We start from the raw sequence: 19,391 nt of genomic DNA on the forward strand, positions 1-19,391 counted from the left end.
AGAGGAACCGAGATGACCCGTCGAGACAGCCGCGCGTCCCTTCGACCAACGTGGTCCGGTGCGCTGATCGCCGAGGCGCTGAAGCTGTGGACGCTGCTGTCCAACCGGATCCTCCTCGCCGTCGCCGTGCTCATCATCGTCGGGTCCGGCAGCCTGTTCTCGATGGGCCTGGTGAGCAGGCTCACCGATCCTCGCTTCGCGGGGCAGGCCGTGGGGGCGACACCCCTGCAGTTCGTGGACAGCGTGCTCTGGGCGCAGATCGTCGTCGCGATCCTCGGTGTGCTCGCTGTCACGAGCGAATACGCCTCGGGTCAGGTGCGGCTCTCCCTCCTGGCGCTGCCGACACGCCTGCCATGGCTCGGCGCGAAGGCCCTCGTGCTGACCGTCGCCGGCTTCCTCGTCGGGGTCATCGGCACCGCGATCTCGCTCGGCGGCTCCGTCTTCGCGCTGACCGGCACCGGCGTGCACTACGACCCCGAGCTGTCCGAGATCACAGCGCTCTGCCTGCGATCGGGGCTCTACCTCGCCGCGATCGCCGCATTCGCCGTCGGGCTGACGGCCGTGCTGCGACATGTCGTCGCCGGCCTCGTCTCCGTGCTGGCGCTGCTGATCGTGGTGCCGCCCGTGCTGTCCTCGATCCCCGGCATCGGCCGGCTCGCGGACTACACCCCGACCTCCGCGGGGCGCCGCCTCATCTCCGACTACGAGACCATCGCGCAGCTCACCCCCTGGGCCGGATTCGGGGTGCTCGTCGCCTGGACGCTCGCGGCGCTGCTCGCCGCCGGCATCCTGCTCCGAGCCCGCGATGCCTGACCCATCACGAGAGGACATGCGCGGCGGCTCGATGTCGCTCAGACTGGAATGGAGCGGGTGAGCGGGAAGCGGACGGGGGACGGGTCCGACGACAGGTCCTGAGACGGGTCCTGAGACGAGAAGGGAGTCGGCGTGAGCAACGGCCAGGACATGCGGCTCGCGGATCTGCGACGACCGCCATCGCGCCCTGCGGAGTGGCTGAGGCGGCACCCGGTCGCCGTGGACATCGCCGTCGTCCTCGTCGCCTGCGTCCCGCAGCTGATCGCCCTGATCCTTCGCGCCGAGGATCTCGGCTGGTGGGGATATCCGTTGCTGGCGATCACGGCCGCGGCGCTGCTGTTCCGGCGCCGTCACCCGCTCGCCGTCCTGGTGGTCGTCGCGATCGCGTGCGCGTGCAGCCCGCTCGCGCAGCCCGGATTCGGTTTCCCGATGATCCCGTTCTCGGTCGCCCTCTACACGGTCGCCTCGCGCCGGTCCGCGACCCGCGCGCTGATCGGGTACGGCATCGGGATCGGTGTGACGACCCTCGCCACCGTCCCGTACTCGCTGAGCGGCACGACCCCGCCGCTCGTCACGCTTCTGGACCCGTTCTCGCTCATCGCCCTCGTCGCCGGCCTCATCGTCAGGAACCGCCGTGAGCAGCAACGCCGGCTCGTCGAGCTGGTCAACCAGCGCATCGAGAACGCCGCCCTGTCCGAGCGCACCCGGATCGCCGCGGAGATGCACGACGTCGTCGCGCACTCCCTCACCGTGATCGTCACCCTCGCGAACGGCGCCACGAGCATCCGGAGCAAGAACCCGGCGAAGGCCGACGCGGCCGTCGAGCAGATCGCCGCCGTCGGGCGGGACGCGCTGGAGGACATGCACCGCACCCTCGATATGCTGCGCAGCGCCGACACCGGGCTGGATGCGAACCTCCACCGGTCCGGCGACAATCTGCCGTCCCTCGACGAGCTCGCCGACCGATTCGACGCTGCCGGGCTTCCCGTGGCCATCATCCGGGACGGGACACCGCTCCCCGCCGACACCGGGGTGCGGCTCGCGGTGTTCCGCATCGTGCAGGAAGCACTGACCAACACCCTCCGGCATGCGAAGAGCCCGACTCGGGCCGCCGTGCACATCCGCCATGAGGACGGACGGATCGAGATCACCGTCGAGGACGACGGGCAGGTCGCGCACCGCCCGCATACGCCCGGTCACGGGCTGATCGGCATCGAGCAACGCGCTGCGGCGCTCGGCGGCCGAGCGTGCTCGGCCCCGATACCCGGAGGGGGCTGGCGCACCCACGCCGTCCTCCACCCGCCCGAGAGCCGGGCGACCGATGGCTGAGCCGCACGCACCGGTCCGCGTGCTGCTCGTCGATGACCACGCCCTCATCCGCACCGGCAACGCTCTCGTCATCGAATCCACCGACGACCTCGTCGTCCGCGGAGAGGCATCGACCGGAGAGGAGGCCGCCGAACGGGCAGCGGTGCTCGCGCCGGATGTCGTCCTGATGGACGTGCGCATGCCCGGCATGGGCGGAATCGAGGCCACACGCCGGATCACCGCCGCCCGGCCCGAGACGCGGGTCATCGTGCTGACCACGTTCGACCTCGACGAATACGCCTTCGCAAGCCTCAACGCCGGAGCCAGCGCCTTTCTGCTCAAGAGCGCCTCCCCCGACCGCCTCGTCGACGCCATCCGCACCGTCGCGAGAGGCGACGCCGTCCTGGATCCCCGGATCACCCGAAGACTCATCGAGGCGTTCGTCTCCTCAGGAGCGGATGAACGGGTCACGGCGCACGCGATCGACCCGCGGACCGCGCTCTCGCCTCGCGAGCTCGACGTGTTCCTCGGCGTCGCGGACGGACTGTCGAACCCTGAGGTCGCGGCGCGACTGCACCTGAGCGTCCCGACGATCAAGACCCACGTCAATCGCATCCTCGCGAAGCTCCAGGCCCGCGATCGGGTCCATCTCGTCATCCTCGCCTACGAGCACGGCATCGCCTCCCGTCGCTGATCACGCCGGGCGGCTGCCGTGCGCCCTCGCCGTCGTGCACTCCCGTCATCGTGCGCCCTCGCCGCCGTGCACTCCGGTCGTCGTGCACCCTCGCCGTCGTGCACTCCGGTCGGACGGATGCACTCCCGTCGGCCCGATTCCGCGATTCCATCCGACCTGCGTGCATCTGGCCGACCAGGATGCACCCCTCCGACCTCCCCACCGTGCCCGACGGCCCGCCCTGTCCACCGCCCCGCCCGGCTCCCCGTGCATGGCGATCCCCCGTTTGGCGGGAGCTCCGCCGGTGGAACCGCCGCCAAACGGGAAATCTCCCGCCGGATGAGCCGGCCCCGCCCCCGCCACACCGGCACCCGACCGGATCGCCGGTCAGGCGGGCGGTGTCAGGCGGGCGGCGGCGCGGTCGACGCGCGCACGATGAGCTGCGAGCCGAGCGTCACGATGTCGCTGATCACGACCCCTGACATCGCCTGCAGCAGCAGGTCGACCGCGAGCGCGCCGCTGCGCTCGATGGGCATCCGGACGGTGGTGAGCGCGGGCGTCACCGCACCGGCGAGGTCGATGTCGTCGATCCCGACGATGCTGATGTCGGCGGGGCAACGTCGGCCGAGCTCGATCATGCCGGCCTCCAGGCCGAGCGCGACGAGGTCGTTGTAGGCGACGACCGCGGTGGCTCCGCTCGCGGCGGCGGGCGCGGCGGCGGCACGGCCGCCCTGGATGGATGCCGCGTGATGGCTTAGCGGGGTGAGCCGGATGCCATGGCGCTCACAGGCCCTGGCGATCGTGTCGGCGCGGCGCACGTCCGCCCAGGATCCGCGCGGACCGGCGGCGTAGGCGATGTGCGTGTGGCCGAGGGCGACCAGATGCTCAATCGCCTGCGTGGGCCCGTCCTCGGTGTCCATCAGCACGCAGGGCGCACCGTCGATCTGCCGGTTGACCACGACGTAGGGGGTGTCTCCGACCAGCGCGAGCACCTCGGCGTCCGGAAGCCGTGGCGAGCACAGCAGCATCCCGTCGAGCTTGCGCGCCTGCTCGATCTGCTCGCGCTCGCGCCGCAGATCCTCGTCGGCGTCGAAGAGCACGATGCGATGGCGTCCGTGCCACGCCTGCCCCTGGATCGCCTTGAGGAGGGTCGCGTAGACGGGGTTGGAGACGTCGGGCACCACGACCCCGAAGGTCCTGGTGGTCACAGCCGATTGCGGGGCGGTGTACCCGAGATCGGAGGCGGCCTGGAGAACCCGCTCGAGCGTTCCGCCCGCCAGCCTCTCGGGCTCTCCGAAAGCGCGGGATGCCGTCGCGATGGACACTCCGGCGTGCCTCGCCACGTCCGTCAAAGTCGCTGCCACTGTCGCCCTCCGGTCATCCCGCAATCCTACGAGCACGGATCACGATGTAAAACTGGTTGACAATGTTGTACAATTCATACACACTTCTTTACATGATGATCATCGCCGATCACCCCCCGCGGTGCGCCGAAGCCTTCGAGGAGAGCACCTCATGAGCATCCGGGCATCCGCCCTCGGCCGCACGACGCCGGGCACGGCGACCCCGCTCGCCTCCCCCTCCGGCGCGGGGATCCTGCACCTGGGGCTCGGCAGCTTCCACCGCGCCCATCAGGCGATCTACACCGCCGCCGCCCTTCGGAGCGCGGGCGGCGACTGGGGGATCATCGGCGTCGCCTCGCGTTCGCACGCCGTCGTCGATGCCCTGCACGCACAGGACCTCCTCTACTCGGTCGCCACCATCTCACCCGACGGCACGTCGCTGGCGATCCCCGGCGTCCACACGGATGCCTTCGTCGGCGCCGCCCGGCCCGAGCGCGTGGTCGCCCACCTGGCGGAGTCGAGCATCCGCATCGTGACGCTCACCGTCACCGAGAACGGCTACAGCTACTCGGCGGCCACCCAGCGTCTCGACCTCGACGACCCGATCGTGCAGTCCGACCTGCGCGGCGGGGCGCCGCGCTCCACGATCGGGCAGCTGGCCCGCGGCCTGCAGGCCCGCGCCGCGCACCACGGCGCCCCGCTCTCCGTGCTCAGCTGCGACAACCTCTCCTCCAACGGCGCCCACACCGAGAAGCTGGTGCGCGAGTTCCTCGGCGCCCTCCCTCACGGCGAAGGCGCCGACACGCTCGCGTTCCTCGACCAGGCGGTAACCTTCCCGTCGAGCATGGTCGACCGCATCGTGCCATCGACCACCGCTCACCTGCGCGAGCAGGTGAGCGCGCTCCTCGGCGTCCGCGACGAGGTTCCCGTGCCCGCCGAGCCGTTCACGATGTGGGCCATCGAGGACCGCTTCGCCGGTGGACGCCCCGCCTGGGAGGCGGGCGGCGCCGTCTTCACGAACGAGGTCGGCCGCTACGAGCAGATGAAGGTGCGTCTGCTCAACGGCACCCACTCCCTCATCGCCTACCTCGGCGCGCTCCGCGGCGTCGCGACGATCCCCGAGGCCATCCGCCTCGAGGAGGTCGAGGAGGCGGCCCGCTCGATCCTCCGCGGCGAGTACGAGCCCTCCGTCGATGCCCCCTCCGATGTCGATCTCCGCGAGTACGAGAGCCGCCTGTTCGAACGATGGGGCAACACCGCACTCGGCCACCGCACGAGCCAGGTCGGCACCGACGGCTCCGTCAAGCTGCGCCAGCGCATCCCCGAGCCCGCCATGCTGGCGCTGCGCAACGGCGAGATACCGCACCTGATCGCACTGACCGTCGCCGGCTATCTGTCGTGCCTGGCGCCTCTTCCCGGCTTCGACCCCGGGCGCCACGCCGCGGCGATGACCGACGGCGCGCGCGAACGTCTCGCCGCCCTCGCCGCGACGGCACGCCACGGACGCGACCTCGCCGAGCGCGTGATCGCCGAGCTGCAGCTATTCGGTGATGAACTCGCTGGACAGGACGCGTTCATCGCCCGCATCGGCGACCTGATCGACATCATCCGCAGCCGAGGCGTCGATGCGGCCATCTCCGACGCCGTCTCGGCATCCCACACGATCACGAAGGAGGGGCGACGATGAAGGCGCTCGTCATCCACGGCAAGGAAGACATCCGCTGGGAGGACCGCGAGGTCCCCGAGCCCCGCGACGGCGAGATCCGACTGCGCATCGGCTTCGTCGGCATCTGCGGATCCGACCTGCACTACTACTTCCACGGCGCGAACGGGGAGTACACGATCCGGGAGCCCCTCGTTCCCGGCCATGAGCTGTCGGGGGTCGTCGACGTCGACCCGTCCGGGCGCCTGGCGCCAGGGACGCCGGTCACCGTGCACCCGGCCCGCTACGGCCCCGCGATCCCGGGTCTCGAGGCCCGCCCGCACCTGCGACCCGGCGGCGACTACCTCGGCAGCGCCGCGGCCGCCCCGCATCGTCAGGGCGGTGCGTCCGAGCTGCTGATCGTGGAGGACCACATGGTCCGCGTGCTCCCGGACGACCTGCCGTTGGAGCGGGCCGCCCTCGCCGAGCCCCTGGCCGTCGCCCTCCACGCCGTCGGTCTCGCGGGCGACCTCACCGGCCGTCGTGTGCTGGTCATCGGCGCCGGCCCCATCGGCCTGCTCGTGGTCGCCGCGGCCGTGCACGCCGGCGCCGGGGTCGTCGGCGCCAGCGATGTGCGTACCGAGCCCCTCGACCGCGCACAGGCCCTGGGTGCGACCGAGGTCGCGCTCGTCGGTCGGGACGGGATCGAGGACGAGTCGTACGACGTCGTCTTCGAGTGCTCCGGCGTCGGGGCAGCCCTCACGCAGGCCGTGCGCGCCACGAGACGGACCGGCACCATCGTGCAGGTGGGCATGCTCCCGAACGCGGAGATCGGCGTGAACCTCGCGCCGCTGCTCGCGAAGGAGCTGACGATCCGCGGCGCCTTCCGCTTCTCGACCGAGATCGACGACGCGGTGGCGATGCTCGCCGAGTCCGACGCCCTCGACCCGGTCGTCTCCCACGTCATCCCCGCCGCCGACGCCGTCCGGGCATTCGAGCTCGCCCGCGACTCGTCCGCCTCGGCCAAGGTCCTGCTGGCCCTCTAGCCGTTCCCCCGCCCCGCGCACATCACTACAAAGGAGTACTCCGATGAGCAGTCCCTCAGCCCCCGGCGTGGACGCCCCCGCGACACCGCCCGCCGCCAAACGAACCATGGGCGACCTCGTCCGCGCCGCCGTGTCCGGCTGGCTCGGCACAGCGCTGGAGTTCATGGACTTCCAGCTGTACTCGTTGGCCGCGGCCCTCGTCTTCAGCCAGCTGTTCTTCGCGGGTGAGGACCCCGGCATGGCGGTCGTCCTCGCGATGGCCACCTACGGCGTCGGCTACATCGCGCGTCCGATCGGCGCCTTCGTCTTCGCCCGCATCGGCGACCGCGTCGGCCGCCGCAAGGTGCTGTTCTACACGATCCTGCTGATGGGCGCCGCGACCACGCTGATCGGCTTCCTGCCCACCTACCAGCAGGTCGGCATCCTCGCCCCGATCCTGCTCGTCGTCCTGCGCCTCGCCCAGGGCTTCGGCGCGGGCGCGGAGATCTCCGGCGCCGGCGTCATGCTCTCGGAGTACGCCCCGAGCAACCGCCGCGGTGTCATCGCCTCGCTGGTCGCGCTCGGCACCAACTGCGGCACGCTGTTCGCCTCGGCGATCTGGGCGATCCTTCTCGCCGTGATGCTCGAGAGCGACGTCATCGAGTGGGGCTGGCGCATTCCGTTCATCGGCAGTGCGGTCATCATGCTCTTCGCGCTCTGGGTGCGGTTCAACCTCAAGGAGAGCCCGGTCTTCGAGGAGCGCACCGACGTCGTCGACGGCAAGGCGCTCTCACGCGAGGACATGGTCAAGCTCGCCACGGAGACCAACGACATCCGCACCCTCGAGTCGCTCGAGCGCAAGCCCGTCAAGGCCGTGATCGTCTCGTTCCTCCTGCGCTTCGGCCAGGCCGGCAACTCGGGCCTGGTGCAGACGTACCTGATCTCGTTCATCACCATCACGCTCGCGATGTCCAAGGAGGTCGGCCCCGAGGTCGTCATCGTCTCCTCGCTGATCGGCTTCCTGACGATCCCCCTCATGGGCTTCCTCGGCGACAGGTTCGGCCGCCGCCGGATGTACATCGTCATGACCTCGCTGTCGCTCGTGCTCATCGTGCCGACGCTGCTCATGATCAACACGGCGGAGCTCGTCTGGGTGTTCGTCGGCTACGCGCTGATCCACAACATCTCCGTCCTCGGTCTCGCCTCGATGGAGAACATCTCGATCCCCGAGATCTTCGGCGCGCGCAACCGGTACACGCTGACCGCGATGGTGCGCGAGATCGCCGCCATCATCGCGACCGGGGTCGGTCCGATCGTCGTCGCGGCCTGGGTCTCGGCGACCACGGGCAGCATCGTCCCGGTCATGATCCTCCTCGGCGTCTTCACGGCGTCCGCCCTCGCGGCCGCCATCTGGGCGCCGGAGTGGACGGGGCGCGATCTGACCGATCCGCGCGCCGCGATGTGACCCGACCCCCACCGCACATCACCCGGGGTGCGGTCGCCACCGCCGGCCGCACCCCGCCACCATGAGGAACCCGACATGACCATCGAGCTCGTCGACGTCAACATCACCAGCCCAGGACGCAACTTCGTCACCCTCAAGATCACCACCGCAGACGGTGTCGTCGGCTGGGGGGACGCCACCCTGAACGGCCGCGAGCTCGCGGTCGCCTCCTACCTCTCCGACCACCTCGCCTCGATGCTCATCGGCCGCGACGAGGACCGGATCGAGGACACCTGGCAGTACCTCTACCGCGGGCCCTACTGGCGTCGCGGACCCGTCACGATGGCCGCGATCGCCGCGGTCGACATGGCGCTCTGGGACATCAAGGCCAAGAAGGCCGGGATGCCCCTGTATCAGCTGCTCGGCGGTGCCAGCCGTGAGGGGATCCGCGTCTACGCGCACGCCTCGGGCACCGACTACGCCGCCCTCAAGGACGCGATCACCGGCTATGAGGAGCTCGGATACACCGCCGTGCGCGTGCAGACCGGCGTTCCCGGCCTCGGCCAGATCTATGGCGTCTCGGCCACCGGCCCCGGGGTGCGCTACGACTACGAGCCGGCCAAGCGCGTCGAGAACGGTCGTCCCAGCGAGGAGCGCTGGGACACCCGCAACTACCTCGCCCACATGCCGGGGATCTTCGCGAGGATCCGCGAGGACTTCGGCGCGGATCTGCGCATCCTGCACGACGGACACCACCGCATGTCGCCGATCGAGGCCGCACGCTTCGCGAAGGACATCGAGCCGTACGACCTGTTCTGGCTCGAGGACTGCACCCCGGGTGAGGACCAGTCCGCCCTGCGTCTGGTCCGTCAGCACTCGACGACGCCGCTCGCCATCGGCGAGGTCTTCAACTCGGTCTTCGACTACCAGACCCTGATCACCGAGCGCCTGATCGACTACGTCCGCTCGGCGGTCACCCACACCGGCGGCATCACGGCGATGAAGAAGCTGCTCGACTTCGCCGCGATCTACGGCATCAAGTCGGGCATCCACGGTCCGACCGACATCTCCCCCGTCGGAATGGCCGCCGCCCTGCATCTCGACCTCGCGATCCACAACTTCGGGATCCAGGAGTACATGCCGCACAACGACAGGACGCTCGAGGTGTTCCAGACCTCATTCACCTTCGACAGGGGCTTCCTGCATCCCGGCGACCGCCCGGGCCTCGGGGTCGAGCTCGATGAGGACGCCGCATCCGGACACGAGTACACGAAGGCGTATCTGCCGGTGAACCGCCTGCTCGACGGGACCGTGCATGACTGGTGAGCGGAGCCGTGTCGCCCTGCCGGCACGCACGGTCGAATCGCGGCTCATCGTCGTCGCCCGCGCCCGGCGGGCCGAGGACTATGAGGCGGTGCTCGACGTCCTGATCGACGCCGGCATCCGCAGCGTCGAGCTCACCCTCACGACACCAGGCACGTTCGACCTGCTGACCGAGCTGCGGGCGCGTTACGACGGTCGGGCCGACCTCGGTGTCGGCACGGTGACGAACGGGGACGACCTCGCCCGCGCCGTCGACGCCGGGGCGCGCTATCTGGTCACCCCCGTCACGTCGCCCGCGCTCGTGGCACAGGCGAGGGACGCCGGCGTGCCGATCGTTCCCGGAGGCCTCACGCCGACCGAGCTGTTCACGTCGTGGGCGGCCGGGGCGTCCGCCGTGAAGGTGTTCCCCGCAGGGCAGGTCGGCCCCTCGTATCTGAAGGATCTGCGCGGCCCGTTCCCGGACATCGTCGCGGTGCCTTCGGGCGGGGTCGACCTCGCAAGTGCCGAGGCCTGGCTGGCCGCGGGAGCGGTCGCGGTCAGCGTCGGCGGCCCGCTGCTGGGCGATGCGTTCGACGGCGGCGATCTCGGTGCGCTGCGCACTAGGGCCGAGGCGCTCGTCGCGGTCTGCGCAGGGGGGTCGGCATGACCTCCTCCTCGGTGGTCACGCTCGGCGAGACCATGGCGCTCATGCGTACGACCGAGATCGGATCGCTGCGCCACGTCGGCGATCTGCGCCTGGGGATCGGCGGGGCGGAGAGCAACGTCGCGATCGGGCTCGCACGCCTCGGCGTCTCCGTGTCGTGGCTGGGACGAGTCGGCGATGGGCCGATGGGCGAACGCGTGCTGCGGGAGATCCGCGGCGAGGGCGTCGCGACGCACGGCATCGTCGATCCCGACGCGCCCACCGGCCTCATGGTCAAGGAGCGCCCGTCCGCCTCGTCGACCGCGGTCATCTACTACCGGGCCGCATCCGCGGGCTCGCGACTGGTCGCGTCCGATCTTCCCGCGGGCTGGATCGAGGACGCCTCGCTGCTGCACATCACCGGCATCACGCCACTGCTCTCCGCCTCGGCGAAGGATGCCGTGCACGCGGCCGTCGATCGCGCGCGAGCCGCGGGGACGACCGTGAGCTTCGACGTCAACTACCGGTCGGCGCTGGCCGGGGCCGAGGTCGCCGGACCGGTTCTCCGGGAGCTCGCCGAGCGCGCGGACATCGTCTTCGGCGGCGTCGACGAGCTCGGCATCCTCTATCCGGGCACCTCGACCGGGGGCGCAGCGTCCCTGCTGCACGCGGCCGGATGCGCGACGGTCGTCGTCAAGCTCGGACCCGGCGGGGCCGCCGTGCACGTCGGAGAAGAGGTCGTCACAGCGCCCGGATTCGTCATCGACGCGGTCGACACGGTCGGCGCCGGTGACGCGTTCGTCGCGGGATACCTCAGCGCGCTGCTCGACGGCCTCGACCTGGAAGCCGTGCTGCGTCGCGCGAACGCCTGCGGCGCGATGGCCTGCCTCGTCCCGGGCGACTGGGAGGCCGCGCCGACGCGGCGCGAGCTCGAACGGTTCCTCACCGGGGATGCGGATCCGGTTCGACGCTGACCTCAGCGCTGGACGAACGCCTCCAGGACGCCCTGGCCACGAGGCCAGGACCCCAGCTCGCTTGCGGAGTTGACGTGCCCCACGGCCCCCGCCGGGTGCCACGCCGACCCCCAGCCCGCGGCCAGACGTCTTGCAGCGTCGAGAGTGCAGTAAGGATCGTCGGCGCTGGCCACGACAAGGCTCGGGCACGGCAGCGTGCGCGCCTCGACGCTGAGGAAGGTGGGCGCCGCCGTGCTCGGGAAGGCGCTGCCTCGCGGGTCGGGCGGGGCCACCAGGAAGGCGCCCTTGACCTGCGCGGAGGGATTGCGGCCCAACCAGACCGCTGCGGCCCAACAGCCCAGGCTGTGGGCGACCAGCACCACATCGGAGTCCCGCTCCGAGGCGACCTCGAATGCCGTCTGCACGGAGTCGATCCAGTCCGCCAGATCGGGTTCGGACCAGGATCGCGGCTCGATCCGCACCCCGAGCACCCCCCAGCGCTTCTCCCACAGCGTCTGCCAATGCTGCCCGTCCGAACCATCGATCCCGGGGATGACGACGTAAGAGACCATGCTCACCCATCCACTTCTCGCAGGCCGACGACTGCGCCCTCTTCCCCGATCTTCGCAGGGATGTCGCCCGCCCCTTGCATGAAGACTCTCGTCGGCCCGATGCACGCTGATCGGTCGAGATCGGCGAATCCATCCGACAATGGGTGAACGGTCCGACATCCAGTGTCCCGCGATCACCACCCGAACTGACTCATGTCGGACAGCGCAGCCGAGGTCACGGCCTAACAGACCTTTAGCACCATGCAGAAGAAGTTCGCCTTCTGCATGGTAAGAACTTCTCCGGCCGCTGCTCCTTGCCGCACAGAGGGCTCGCTCATTGCTGCGTTGGTGAGCACGGGTCCGCCGCCGAGACTGGCGACGATAGCGACGGTGGCGATTGCATTCTTCAGCAACTGGATTCTCCTTGGTTGTGGATCCGTCGCGTCGACGGAATCTGGGTGTGTTCAGATTCCTGCCCCTTCTGCCATGCTGAGTTATACAAAAGGTCAATATGCCTCGAGAACGGCGAAGAACTGTACGAAAGTTCAGTTCTTCGCTACGGCCTGATCAGGCGACGCCCCTCCCGCTATGCTCGATAGGCATGACGGAAGCTCGCGTCGGCCGCTGGAAGCCCGCCAGACCATTGCCTGGCGGGTGGGCCATCCGAGCACTGCTCTTGAGCTTCGTCGGCCTGATGGTTGCGGTTGACCTGCCCGGCAGGTACATCGATCTCACCAGCCCTCTCGGCTGGATCAACCTGTTCGTTCCATACGTACCGCTCATCGCTCTGCTCTTCGGCGCCTTCCCGGCGGCCGTGGCGTGGCTGGCCACGGCCGTCCTGTTGCTGTGTCTGGGCAGCCAGCTGTATCAGCTGGCTCAGTTCTTGCTCCCGACCGCGATCGTTCTCGCGTTCGTGGCATTCCTCATGCCTTGGCGTTCTTCGCTCGCATTCTCAGCAGCGGCATATCTCACAATTCCCATTGCTCTCTTGATCAACCCGGAAGTGAGCCAGTCGGCGCTGATCGAAGCCGCCGTGTACAGCATGAGCATCGCCGTCGGCGTTAGTCTGCGTATCTACCAAGAACGAAATCGTCGGAGCATCGACGAGATCAAGACACTCAAGGAACGGCAGGCGCAGATCCGTCGAGAAGAACGGACGACCCTCGCTCACGAGCTCCACGACATCGTCGCGCATGACGTCACGATCATCGCCATGCAGGCTCAGCGTGCTGGTCTGGTCACCGAGGCAGACAAAACCCAGGAGATCTTGCGGAGCATCGGCGATTCTGCCCGCCAGGCACTCAACGATCTCCGCAGCCTGGTCCTCCTCCTCAAGGACGAGGAAGCGCCAGAGCCGATCGTCGGTGCCGCAGCAGACGACTTGCTCGACACACCTGAGGTTTCCGGGGAGACGACGACCGCGCTCGGATTCTTCCACGATCTGAAAAACGTGGTTGAAGCGCTCGAACGCAGCGGATTTGAGGTGGACTTCGCGGTTCGCGGAGAGGTCGCTCGTGTTCCAAAAAGTCTGCGTCAGGCGTTGCGACGTACGATTCGCGAGCTCGGCTCAAACGTACTCAAGCATGCGACTGCGGGCCCGGTCGAAGTCACACTCATCATCTCAGATCCCTGCGTCACCATTCGAGTGAGCAACACCTATAGAAGAGGTCGACTGCCGGTGGCGTCCTCTCGGACAGGGCTGGAAGCGATGCGAGCACGATGCGAGGTTTTCGGTGGCAGGATTGAGAGCGGCGGCAACGGCGAACGCTGGACCACTGAAATGTCCATCCCGCTCGACGGCGTAGCTCGCTCAGCGGAACACACGAAAGCAACCCGATGATTCGAGTCCTGCTGGTTGACGATGAAGCGATGACGAGAGAGATCCTTCGCGACTACCTCCACTCCGACGCTCAGCTGGAGGTCGTCGGGGAGGCGTCGAACGGGCGAGTTGCCATTCAGCAGGTCGCTGCCCTGCAGCCGGATGTGGTTCTTATGGACATGCAGATGCCCGTGATGGATGGGGTCACGGCAACGGCGGATATTCATGGGCAATGGCCGGATGTTGCGATCCTCGGGCTCAGCACATTCTCAACCGACCGCTATGTCGTCGATCTGCTTCGGGCCGGCGCCTCCGGCTACCTCGTCAAAGACGCGCGCCCCGAAGACATCGTCAACGCGGTGCACAAAGTCGTCGCCGGCGAGTCCATCCTCTCCCCGGAGGTGACCCGCCACGTGGTCAAAGGGCTCGAAGCTTCTGTGCCTGCGGAGATCCAGCCTGATGCCGATCTCATCGCGGTGCTTACAGAGAAGGAGATCGAGGTCATCCATCTTCTCGCTCGTGGCATGAGCAACAGAGAGATGGCCGACGCCCTGTACGTCACCGAGTCCACGATCAAGGCTCGGTTCGTAAAGGTGATGGAGAAGCTCTCCGTGCGTGACCGCGTACAGATCCTCGTCGTGGCGGTCGCCCGAGGACTGGTCGACCTACGCGGAGAGACACCGCTCGGTCGATAGTCACCGCCGTCCAAGTACCTCGTTGAGCGGCTGGATGAGCGCAGCCAGCGCTCGCTCGATTCCTGCCTCCTCGACTCGTGCGAGCATGTCCTCCGGCAGCCGGACGAGCCTTCCGTCCCACCCCATGACCTCATACTGGGTCAGAGTCCGCGCAAGCTCGAACGGACTGCGCCACGGCCGGGCCAGATTCGTTCGCGCGAACCTCATCGTTCGGATGAGCGCATCTGGGTTCTGAAGAACCCGATAGTGGGCAACCGCGTCGAGGCAGTGTTCGAGAAGGCTCGCAGAGTGGTCCTCCTGAGCGATGGTCTGCCAGATCAGTGCCGGTGAGCCCTCCTTCAGTCCGCGGCTGAGCTGCATAGTCCCATTGAGGCGGTGTCGCCTGATCGTGGCGGGGACAATTGCGTCTCGTCCGGCTGTGGCAAGGCAGATCGCGATGAACGTCTCCGCAGCGCCGATATCCATTGCTGGATCCGTCCCAAGGACGATGGTCTTTTGATATCCCTGTAGTTTGGTCTGCCTCATCGACGACAGAATCGGAACCGTCGCCGATGCGTGTGAAGCACTCGCGATCACTTGTGCTTCGGCTTCTCCGAGCTCATCTGGTGAGCCCACCACGGAGATGTACCCCTCTCCGATACCGAGAGCCCGAGCTCGTTCAAGGACATCTCGTAGCCACGTCATCAATAATCCTCGGGGAAGGGCCGCCGTCATACATTCACCACCGTCGCTGACAGTCCATTCCGTGATGACCTGCGCAGTCCGTCTCCGCTGGAGAGACAACTCGCCGCCCAACATCTCGCGTAGTGACTTTGTGCGCTGGAGGGCGTCTCGGCTCGGCATTCGCCATCCGATTGATACAGCCGTGAAGAGGGAACGGGTATCAGCGACCCAGAAGGGCGTTGAAGCGGCGGAAATTTCGTTCATCTGTATTCCTCTCACGGATCGAGGGTGATCGATACGGCTGGTTGCGCAGCAAGTCTGCAGCTCGCACTATCGAGAAGCTCGCGTGCATGCTCAGGTTTGCCGATGAGAGCCGAGAGCTTCGATACGAACTTCTCGGAGAAGGCGACGTCCCCGCGAAGCAGCAGATCGCGGGCGATCGTTCTCGTGGCGTGCTCATCGTCATGGATCAGCTTCTCCACCCGAAACGCCGCACCGGCGATCGCTTGATCGAGCATTTCCCCGCTGATCGTAGGAAGAGCTTGGAAGCGATCCTCAGCGTCGAGCGCGAGTCCACTGTCATCGACGATGACGAAGAGATCGTCATGCGCAAGATCGCCTGGGCCGAAGAGGCCGGCACTCGCATCGATGCTCTGCTGCCCCCTGAGCGCCGCGGCCGCAAGCTGTTCGCCGAGCACCAGGTCCGTGATCTCGAGCGAATCTGCGAGGCGTACAGCCTGGAGCCGACGTCCAGTTGGCGACTCGGACTGGATTCGAACATCCTGGTCGATTCCTGCCGGCACTCCGCGGAGGGCGAGCTGATCCGTTGGGCGACCGAGCCGGTCCACGGCACCGAAGATGCTCTCGATCCCTTCGTGGACAAGTTCAGATGCAATCGGTGTGAAGACGACGAGGACGGCATTCGCGCGGCGATAGTGATGCTGATGCAGCTTCTGCAACGTCGCTGGAGTCGCACGTTCGAGTAGGTCGAGATCACCGGTGCCGTCGTGACGGTTCGGCCAGTCCAACCACAAACGCTGAGTCAGGTGAGGCCACGGGAGGACGCCGCCGGGAGCGGCTCCGAGACGCCTTGTACGTTCTTCAGCCACGCCATGGACCTGGGTCCGGATCTGCCCCGGCTCGAAGGCGGGAGCGAACACCTGGTCGTCAAGCCGTCCAACCATCTGGAGCAGATCATCCGGCGCGGCCGTCTCGTAGTACTCGGAATAGTCCATGTGGGTATGCCCGCCAAGGACCGCTCCGCTGCGTTCGAGCTGATATTGCCTGTCAGTCGCAAGAATCCGCTCACTGTCTTGGTAGATGACATGCTCCAGCAGATGCATCATCCCCTCCTGCCCTGGCCGCTCATGGCGCATCCCTGCGGCAACCGCAAGAACAACCGTGCAGTTCTTCGCACGAGGGTCGTGGACGACCACCGTCCTGGCCCCATTTGCAAGACCTCTCACGGAGATGCTTCTCAGATTCTCGTCACTCATCATCTTCTTCACCGGCCAACCATCTCGCGGTCCTTCACCGATCGTGACGTGACGTATGCCGCCGCGAGGGTGAGGAGACTACGAGCCTGCGCTTCGGTTGCGTCCGCGTAGTGGAACCAGTCGTACGCGTGCTGAGCGAGTCGATACGCGATGCCGATTCGGAGCATTCCGAAGTCGGCATCACCGTAGCCTTCGATGAATCCACCTCGGAAACCGGCGAGGACGGGGCGCAGGTCCGGGTAGAACGCAAAGAGTTCCGCGATTTCTCCGACCACCCAGGCCACGTACAAGTTGGGTGCCGCTCAGCATCTCTTCCCTCCACTCGCGGATCTCGACGATTCCAGCTGCGCCGATGACCGAAGACGCGGGTGCCCACTGACTCTCGATCCACGCGCCAGAACGCACGAGATGCTCCTATCGGCGGGCGGGGCGGCAAGGATCAGCATTGGATTCTCTCCTCCTCTCGGGAATGATCGGGCGGGAACGGGCGGGTCACAGTGTCGGTCGGAGCAGGTTCGGGGAGAAACATGTTCAGAAGAAGAGACCGATGACGGCATACGCGATAACGGCTCCGGCGACGATCTGAAGCGTCATCCAGATGAGCTTGCGCTTGCGCACGGCCTTGGCGTCGATTGATCGAGTGTCGGTCATGGTGGATCCTTTCGAGTCGGTCGGTGTGAGTGCGTTGAGCAAGCTGAGCCGGGATCCGGTACGCAGCGCGGTATTCCGGTAGACACGGGCCGTCATCCAGAACAGCAGCGGGATGGTTATGGCTGCGATCCCTCCCGCCGCGACAAGTTCGAGCGTGGGGGCATCGCCCATGCCAAGCCGCATGGGCATGAGGTATGAAGAGAACAGCGGGACGAAGGACAGCGCGTGGAACCAGGTCGACTCACGTTCTGCCGAGAGACCTGCCCATAGCGACACTCCGACCATCACCATCTGGAGAATGTTCAGCGGCATCAGTGCCGTGCCCAGGTCTTCTTGGCGCGCAACAGTCGATGCCAAGATCGTGTTCAAGAACGCGTAGATGGCGTATCCGAGTAGGAACCACAGCAGCAACCAGCCGAGCAATGGCAGCGGGGCATCCACGTCGAGCGCGGCCCAACCATCGGCAAGAGTGAATCCGACAGCGCCGCTCCCTCCGATCAGAACGAGCTGGGCCAGCGTGACCAGGCCGATTCCGATCACCTTTCCAGCGACGAGCGGCGCCACCCCGATCTTGGTCAGGAGAATCTCGACGACTCTGGACTGTTTCTCCTCGACCACACCCGAAGTCAATGATGAGGACGAATAGACGAGAGCCGTCATGAGGATGACGACCATGGCTACGGGAAAGAACGTCTCCGGTCGGAAGTTCATTGTTCCAACCGTGCCGACGAAATCGTGAAGTGCCCTTCCAGCGAAGTACAGGCCGACTCCGAGCCCGAGAGAAAGCACTGCCGTGGCAAACCGGATAGTGCGATTCGTCAGCCGAGTGAGAACTTCTCGACGGATCACCAACCAGGTTTCCCTGCCCGTGCTCGGGCTCTCCTTCGCCTTACTGACGCCAATGGCGTCGAACGCAAGAATATTCGTAGTCATCGGATGCCTCCCGCCGTGATCTTGGATGCAGATTCTTGTGCTTCGTCGGACGGCGCCTTGCCGGAGGAGATGAAACGTTGCGACAGAATGTCTGTGAGGGACGGACGAACCTGTTCGATGCTGAGCAGACCTCCCGTGCGACGAACGACGTCGAGCAGTTCGTCGGGGATGTCCTGTTTGTCTCCGCCCACAGTTACGAGCACGGCCTGCGGGTTCTCCGGGTCGATGGCAGTTCTGATTCCCCCAGGAACGGCGAGCTCGGCCAGCAGCCGGCCGTTCACTGGGATGGAGAATGTCAAACGCCACTGTGTGGTACCGGTGCTCTGCAGCTCCGAAACGGGTCCGGATACGACGACCCGGCCGCGGTCCAGCACGCAGACTCGATCCGAGATGCGTTCGACCAGTTCGATCTGATGCGAGGAGAACAGAACCCCGACTCCGCGGTCAGCCTGCTCCTGAATGAGTGCAGCCATCGTCTCGACGGCGAGGGGATCCAGACCTGAAAATGGTTCGTCCAGGACCAGAAGCGCCGGGTTGCCGACAAGCGACACCGCCAGTTGGACCCGCTGCTGGTTCCCCAGAGACAGATCCTGCACAAGCGACTCTGCGCGATCCGATAGCCCCAAGGAACGGATGAGGTCATCGACGATCACCGTGGCCCTCGCAAGGGAATGGCCTTCGAGAAGCGCGAAATGGACGACCTGATCGCGAACCGACATCTGGGGGTACAGGCCACGTTCTTCAGGCATATAGCCGATGTTGCGTCGATCCGCGGCGGTGATCGGACGACCATCCCAGGTAATCGACCCCTGGCTCGGAGAAAGGAGACCGAGAATCAGACGCATCGTCGTGGTCTTCCCGGCACCGTTTCCGCCGATGAATCCCACGATCTCACCGCGCTGGACTGTCAGATCAACATCCTGCAGGACCGTATTGCTGCCAAAGCTCCGGCTGATGCCCGCGAGCTGAAGACCGTTCATTCTGCGTCTCCTCGGTAGTGGTTCGGTGTTCGTACCGACCACGCTACGAACACCGAAGAGACGCACGCATGTACTCAAGTACAGTCCTGAACTGCACCAAAGTTCACCTTCGCGAAAGGGCACGGTGGCGACCCGGCAGGACCTCCGGGGATGGCCGCGATGTCACCGGGATTCGGAGTGAATGCATACGTAGCCTTGGGCATGAACGTGCTCTTCGTGCGTAGTCGGAATCGGTTACACAGCCCCACAGCCGAGAACGTGTTCCGTGATTGGCCCGGAATCCAGGTCGCCTCCGCTGGACTCAAACCAGATGCCGACGAGGTGCTCATCGGCGAAGACCTCGAGTGTCGGTCAGCCAACGGTGATGCCGTACTCGTTCATATCCAGTCATGGACCAAGCCCCGGCCGAAACGTGTACTGACAGAGCATCCCTTCCTCGGGGACAGCGGCGTACCGT

General features: G+C 66.7%; 18 protein-coding genes. 11 read left to right on the top strand and 7 right to left on the bottom strand.

What is annotated here, in order from left to right; all coding sequences use genetic code 11:
• The first annotated feature begins 12 nt into the window (after positions 1-12).
• From J2Y69_RS12455 to J2Y69_RS12465, 3 genes are all read left to right on the top strand, one after another.
• Complete coding sequence (locus J2Y69_RS12455; RefSeq protein WP_310021193.1) at positions 13-813, top strand: hypothetical protein; 801 nt, start codon at positions 13-15, stop codon at positions 811-813.
• A gap of 132 nt (positions 814-945) precedes the next feature.
• Positions 946-2,142, top strand: a complete 1,197-nt coding sequence (locus tag J2Y69_RS12460; protein WP_310021196.1) for a sensor histidine kinase — start codon at positions 946-948, stop codon at positions 2,140-2,142.
• The gene (locus J2Y69_RS12465) at positions 2,135-2,815 is read left to right on the top strand and encodes a response regulator transcription factor (RefSeq protein ID WP_310021198.1); all 681 of its coding nucleotides are present in this window, start codon (positions 2,135-2,137) and stop codon (positions 2,813-2,815) included. Before J2Y69_RS12460 ends, J2Y69_RS12465 begins: the two co-directional genes overlap by 8 nt.
• 380 nt (positions 2,816-3,195) lie before the next feature.
• Here J2Y69_RS12465 and J2Y69_RS12470 read toward each other — a convergent pair whose 3' ends face one another.
• On the bottom strand, positions 3,196-4,194 hold the full coding sequence (locus tag J2Y69_RS12470) for a LacI family DNA-binding transcriptional regulator (RefSeq protein WP_310021200.1): 999 nt from the start codon (positions 4,192-4,194) through the stop codon (positions 3,196-3,198).
• A gap of 115 nt (positions 4,195-4,309) precedes the next feature.
• Here J2Y69_RS12470 and J2Y69_RS12475 point away from each other — a divergent pair, with 115 nt between their 5' ends.
• The 6 genes from J2Y69_RS12475 to J2Y69_RS12500 all read left to right on the top strand — a co-directional run bounded on the left by J2Y69_RS12475 (position 4,310) and on the right by J2Y69_RS12500 (position 11,167).
• On the top strand, positions 4,310-5,824 hold the full coding sequence (locus J2Y69_RS12475; protein WP_310021202.1) for a mannitol dehydrogenase family protein: 1,515 nt from the start codon (positions 4,310-4,312) through the stop codon (positions 5,822-5,824).
• Entirely contained in the window at positions 5,821-6,825 is a 1,005-nt protein-coding gene (locus J2Y69_RS12480) for an L-idonate 5-dehydrogenase (RefSeq protein WP_310021204.1), read from the top strand. Before J2Y69_RS12475 ends, J2Y69_RS12480 begins: the two co-directional genes overlap by 4 nt.
• 43 nt (positions 6,826-6,868) lie before the next feature.
• Positions 6,869-8,269: an MFS transporter gene (locus J2Y69_RS12485; RefSeq protein ID WP_310021206.1), complete on the top strand. Its 1,401-nt coding sequence runs from the start codon at positions 6,869-6,871 to the stop codon at positions 8,267-8,269.
• 75 nt (positions 8,270-8,344) lie between these two features.
• Positions 8,345-9,574 (top strand): D-mannonate dehydratase ManD, encoded by a 1,230-nt coding sequence (manD, locus tag J2Y69_RS12490; RefSeq protein ID WP_310021208.1) that lies wholly within the window; start codon positions 8,345-8,347, stop codon positions 9,572-9,574.
• Positions 9,564-10,217, top strand: a complete 654-nt coding sequence (locus J2Y69_RS12495; protein WP_310021209.1) for a bifunctional 4-hydroxy-2-oxoglutarate aldolase/2-dehydro-3-deoxy-phosphogluconate aldolase — start codon at positions 9,564-9,566, stop codon at positions 10,215-10,217. Before manD ends, J2Y69_RS12495 begins: the two co-directional genes overlap by 11 nt.
• Positions 10,214-11,167, top strand: coding sequence for a sugar kinase (locus J2Y69_RS12500; RefSeq protein ID WP_310021211.1), 954 nt, complete (start codon positions 10,214-10,216; stop codon positions 11,165-11,167). The genes J2Y69_RS12495 and J2Y69_RS12500 overlap by 4 nt, the downstream gene beginning before the upstream one ends.
• A gap of 2 nt (positions 11,168-11,169) precedes the next feature.
• On the opposite strand, the gene J2Y69_RS12505 is transcribed toward J2Y69_RS12500, so the two are convergent.
• Positions 11,170-11,718: an RBBP9/YdeN family alpha/beta hydrolase gene (locus tag J2Y69_RS12505; protein ID WP_310021469.1), complete on the bottom strand. Its 549-nt coding sequence runs from the start codon at positions 11,716-11,718 to the stop codon at positions 11,170-11,172.
• A 580-nt stretch (positions 11,719-12,298) separates the two neighbouring features.
• Between J2Y69_RS12505 and J2Y69_RS12510 the strand changes: the two genes are divergently transcribed.
• Complete coding sequence (locus J2Y69_RS12510) at positions 12,299-13,537, top strand: ATP-binding protein (RefSeq protein WP_310021213.1); 1,239 nt, start codon at positions 12,299-12,301, stop codon at positions 13,535-13,537.
• Positions 13,534-14,211, top strand: coding sequence for a response regulator transcription factor (locus J2Y69_RS12515; RefSeq protein ID WP_310021215.1), 678 nt, complete (start codon positions 13,534-13,536; stop codon positions 14,209-14,211). Before J2Y69_RS12510 ends, J2Y69_RS12515 begins: the two co-directional genes overlap by 4 nt.
• Here J2Y69_RS12515 and J2Y69_RS12520 read toward each other — a convergent pair whose 3' ends face one another.
• From J2Y69_RS12520 to J2Y69_RS12540, 5 genes are all read right to left on the bottom strand, one after another.
• On the bottom strand, positions 14,212-14,895 hold the full coding sequence (locus J2Y69_RS12520; RefSeq protein WP_310021217.1) for a hypothetical protein: 684 nt from the start codon (positions 14,893-14,895) through the stop codon (positions 14,212-14,214).
• A gap of 254 nt (positions 14,896-15,149) precedes the next feature.
• Positions 15,150-16,373, bottom strand: a complete 1,224-nt coding sequence (locus tag J2Y69_RS12525; RefSeq protein WP_310021471.1) for a M16 family metallopeptidase — start codon at positions 16,371-16,373, stop codon at positions 15,150-15,152.
• A gap of 5 nt (positions 16,374-16,378) precedes the next feature.
• The gene (locus J2Y69_RS12530; protein ID WP_310021219.1) at positions 16,379-16,645 is read right to left on the bottom strand and encodes a hypothetical protein; all 267 of its coding nucleotides are present in this window, start codon (positions 16,643-16,645) and stop codon (positions 16,379-16,381) included.
• Between the two features lie 256 nt (positions 16,646-16,901).
• Positions 16,902-17,954 (bottom strand): ABC transporter permease, encoded by a 1,053-nt coding sequence (locus tag J2Y69_RS12535; RefSeq protein WP_310021221.1) that lies wholly within the window; start codon positions 17,952-17,954, stop codon positions 16,902-16,904.
• The gene (locus J2Y69_RS12540) at positions 17,951-18,934 is read right to left on the bottom strand and encodes an ABC transporter ATP-binding protein (RefSeq protein ID WP_310021223.1); all 984 of its coding nucleotides are present in this window, start codon (positions 18,932-18,934) and stop codon (positions 17,951-17,953) included. Before J2Y69_RS12540 ends, J2Y69_RS12535 begins: the two co-directional genes overlap by 4 nt.
• Between the last annotated feature and the right edge of the window lie 457 nt (positions 18,935-19,391).

The sequence above is a fragment of the Microbacterium resistens genome, from assembly GCF_031456305.1.
Classification (GTDB): domain Bacteria; phylum Actinomycetota; class Actinomycetes; order Actinomycetales; family Microbacteriaceae; genus Microbacterium; species Microbacterium resistens_A.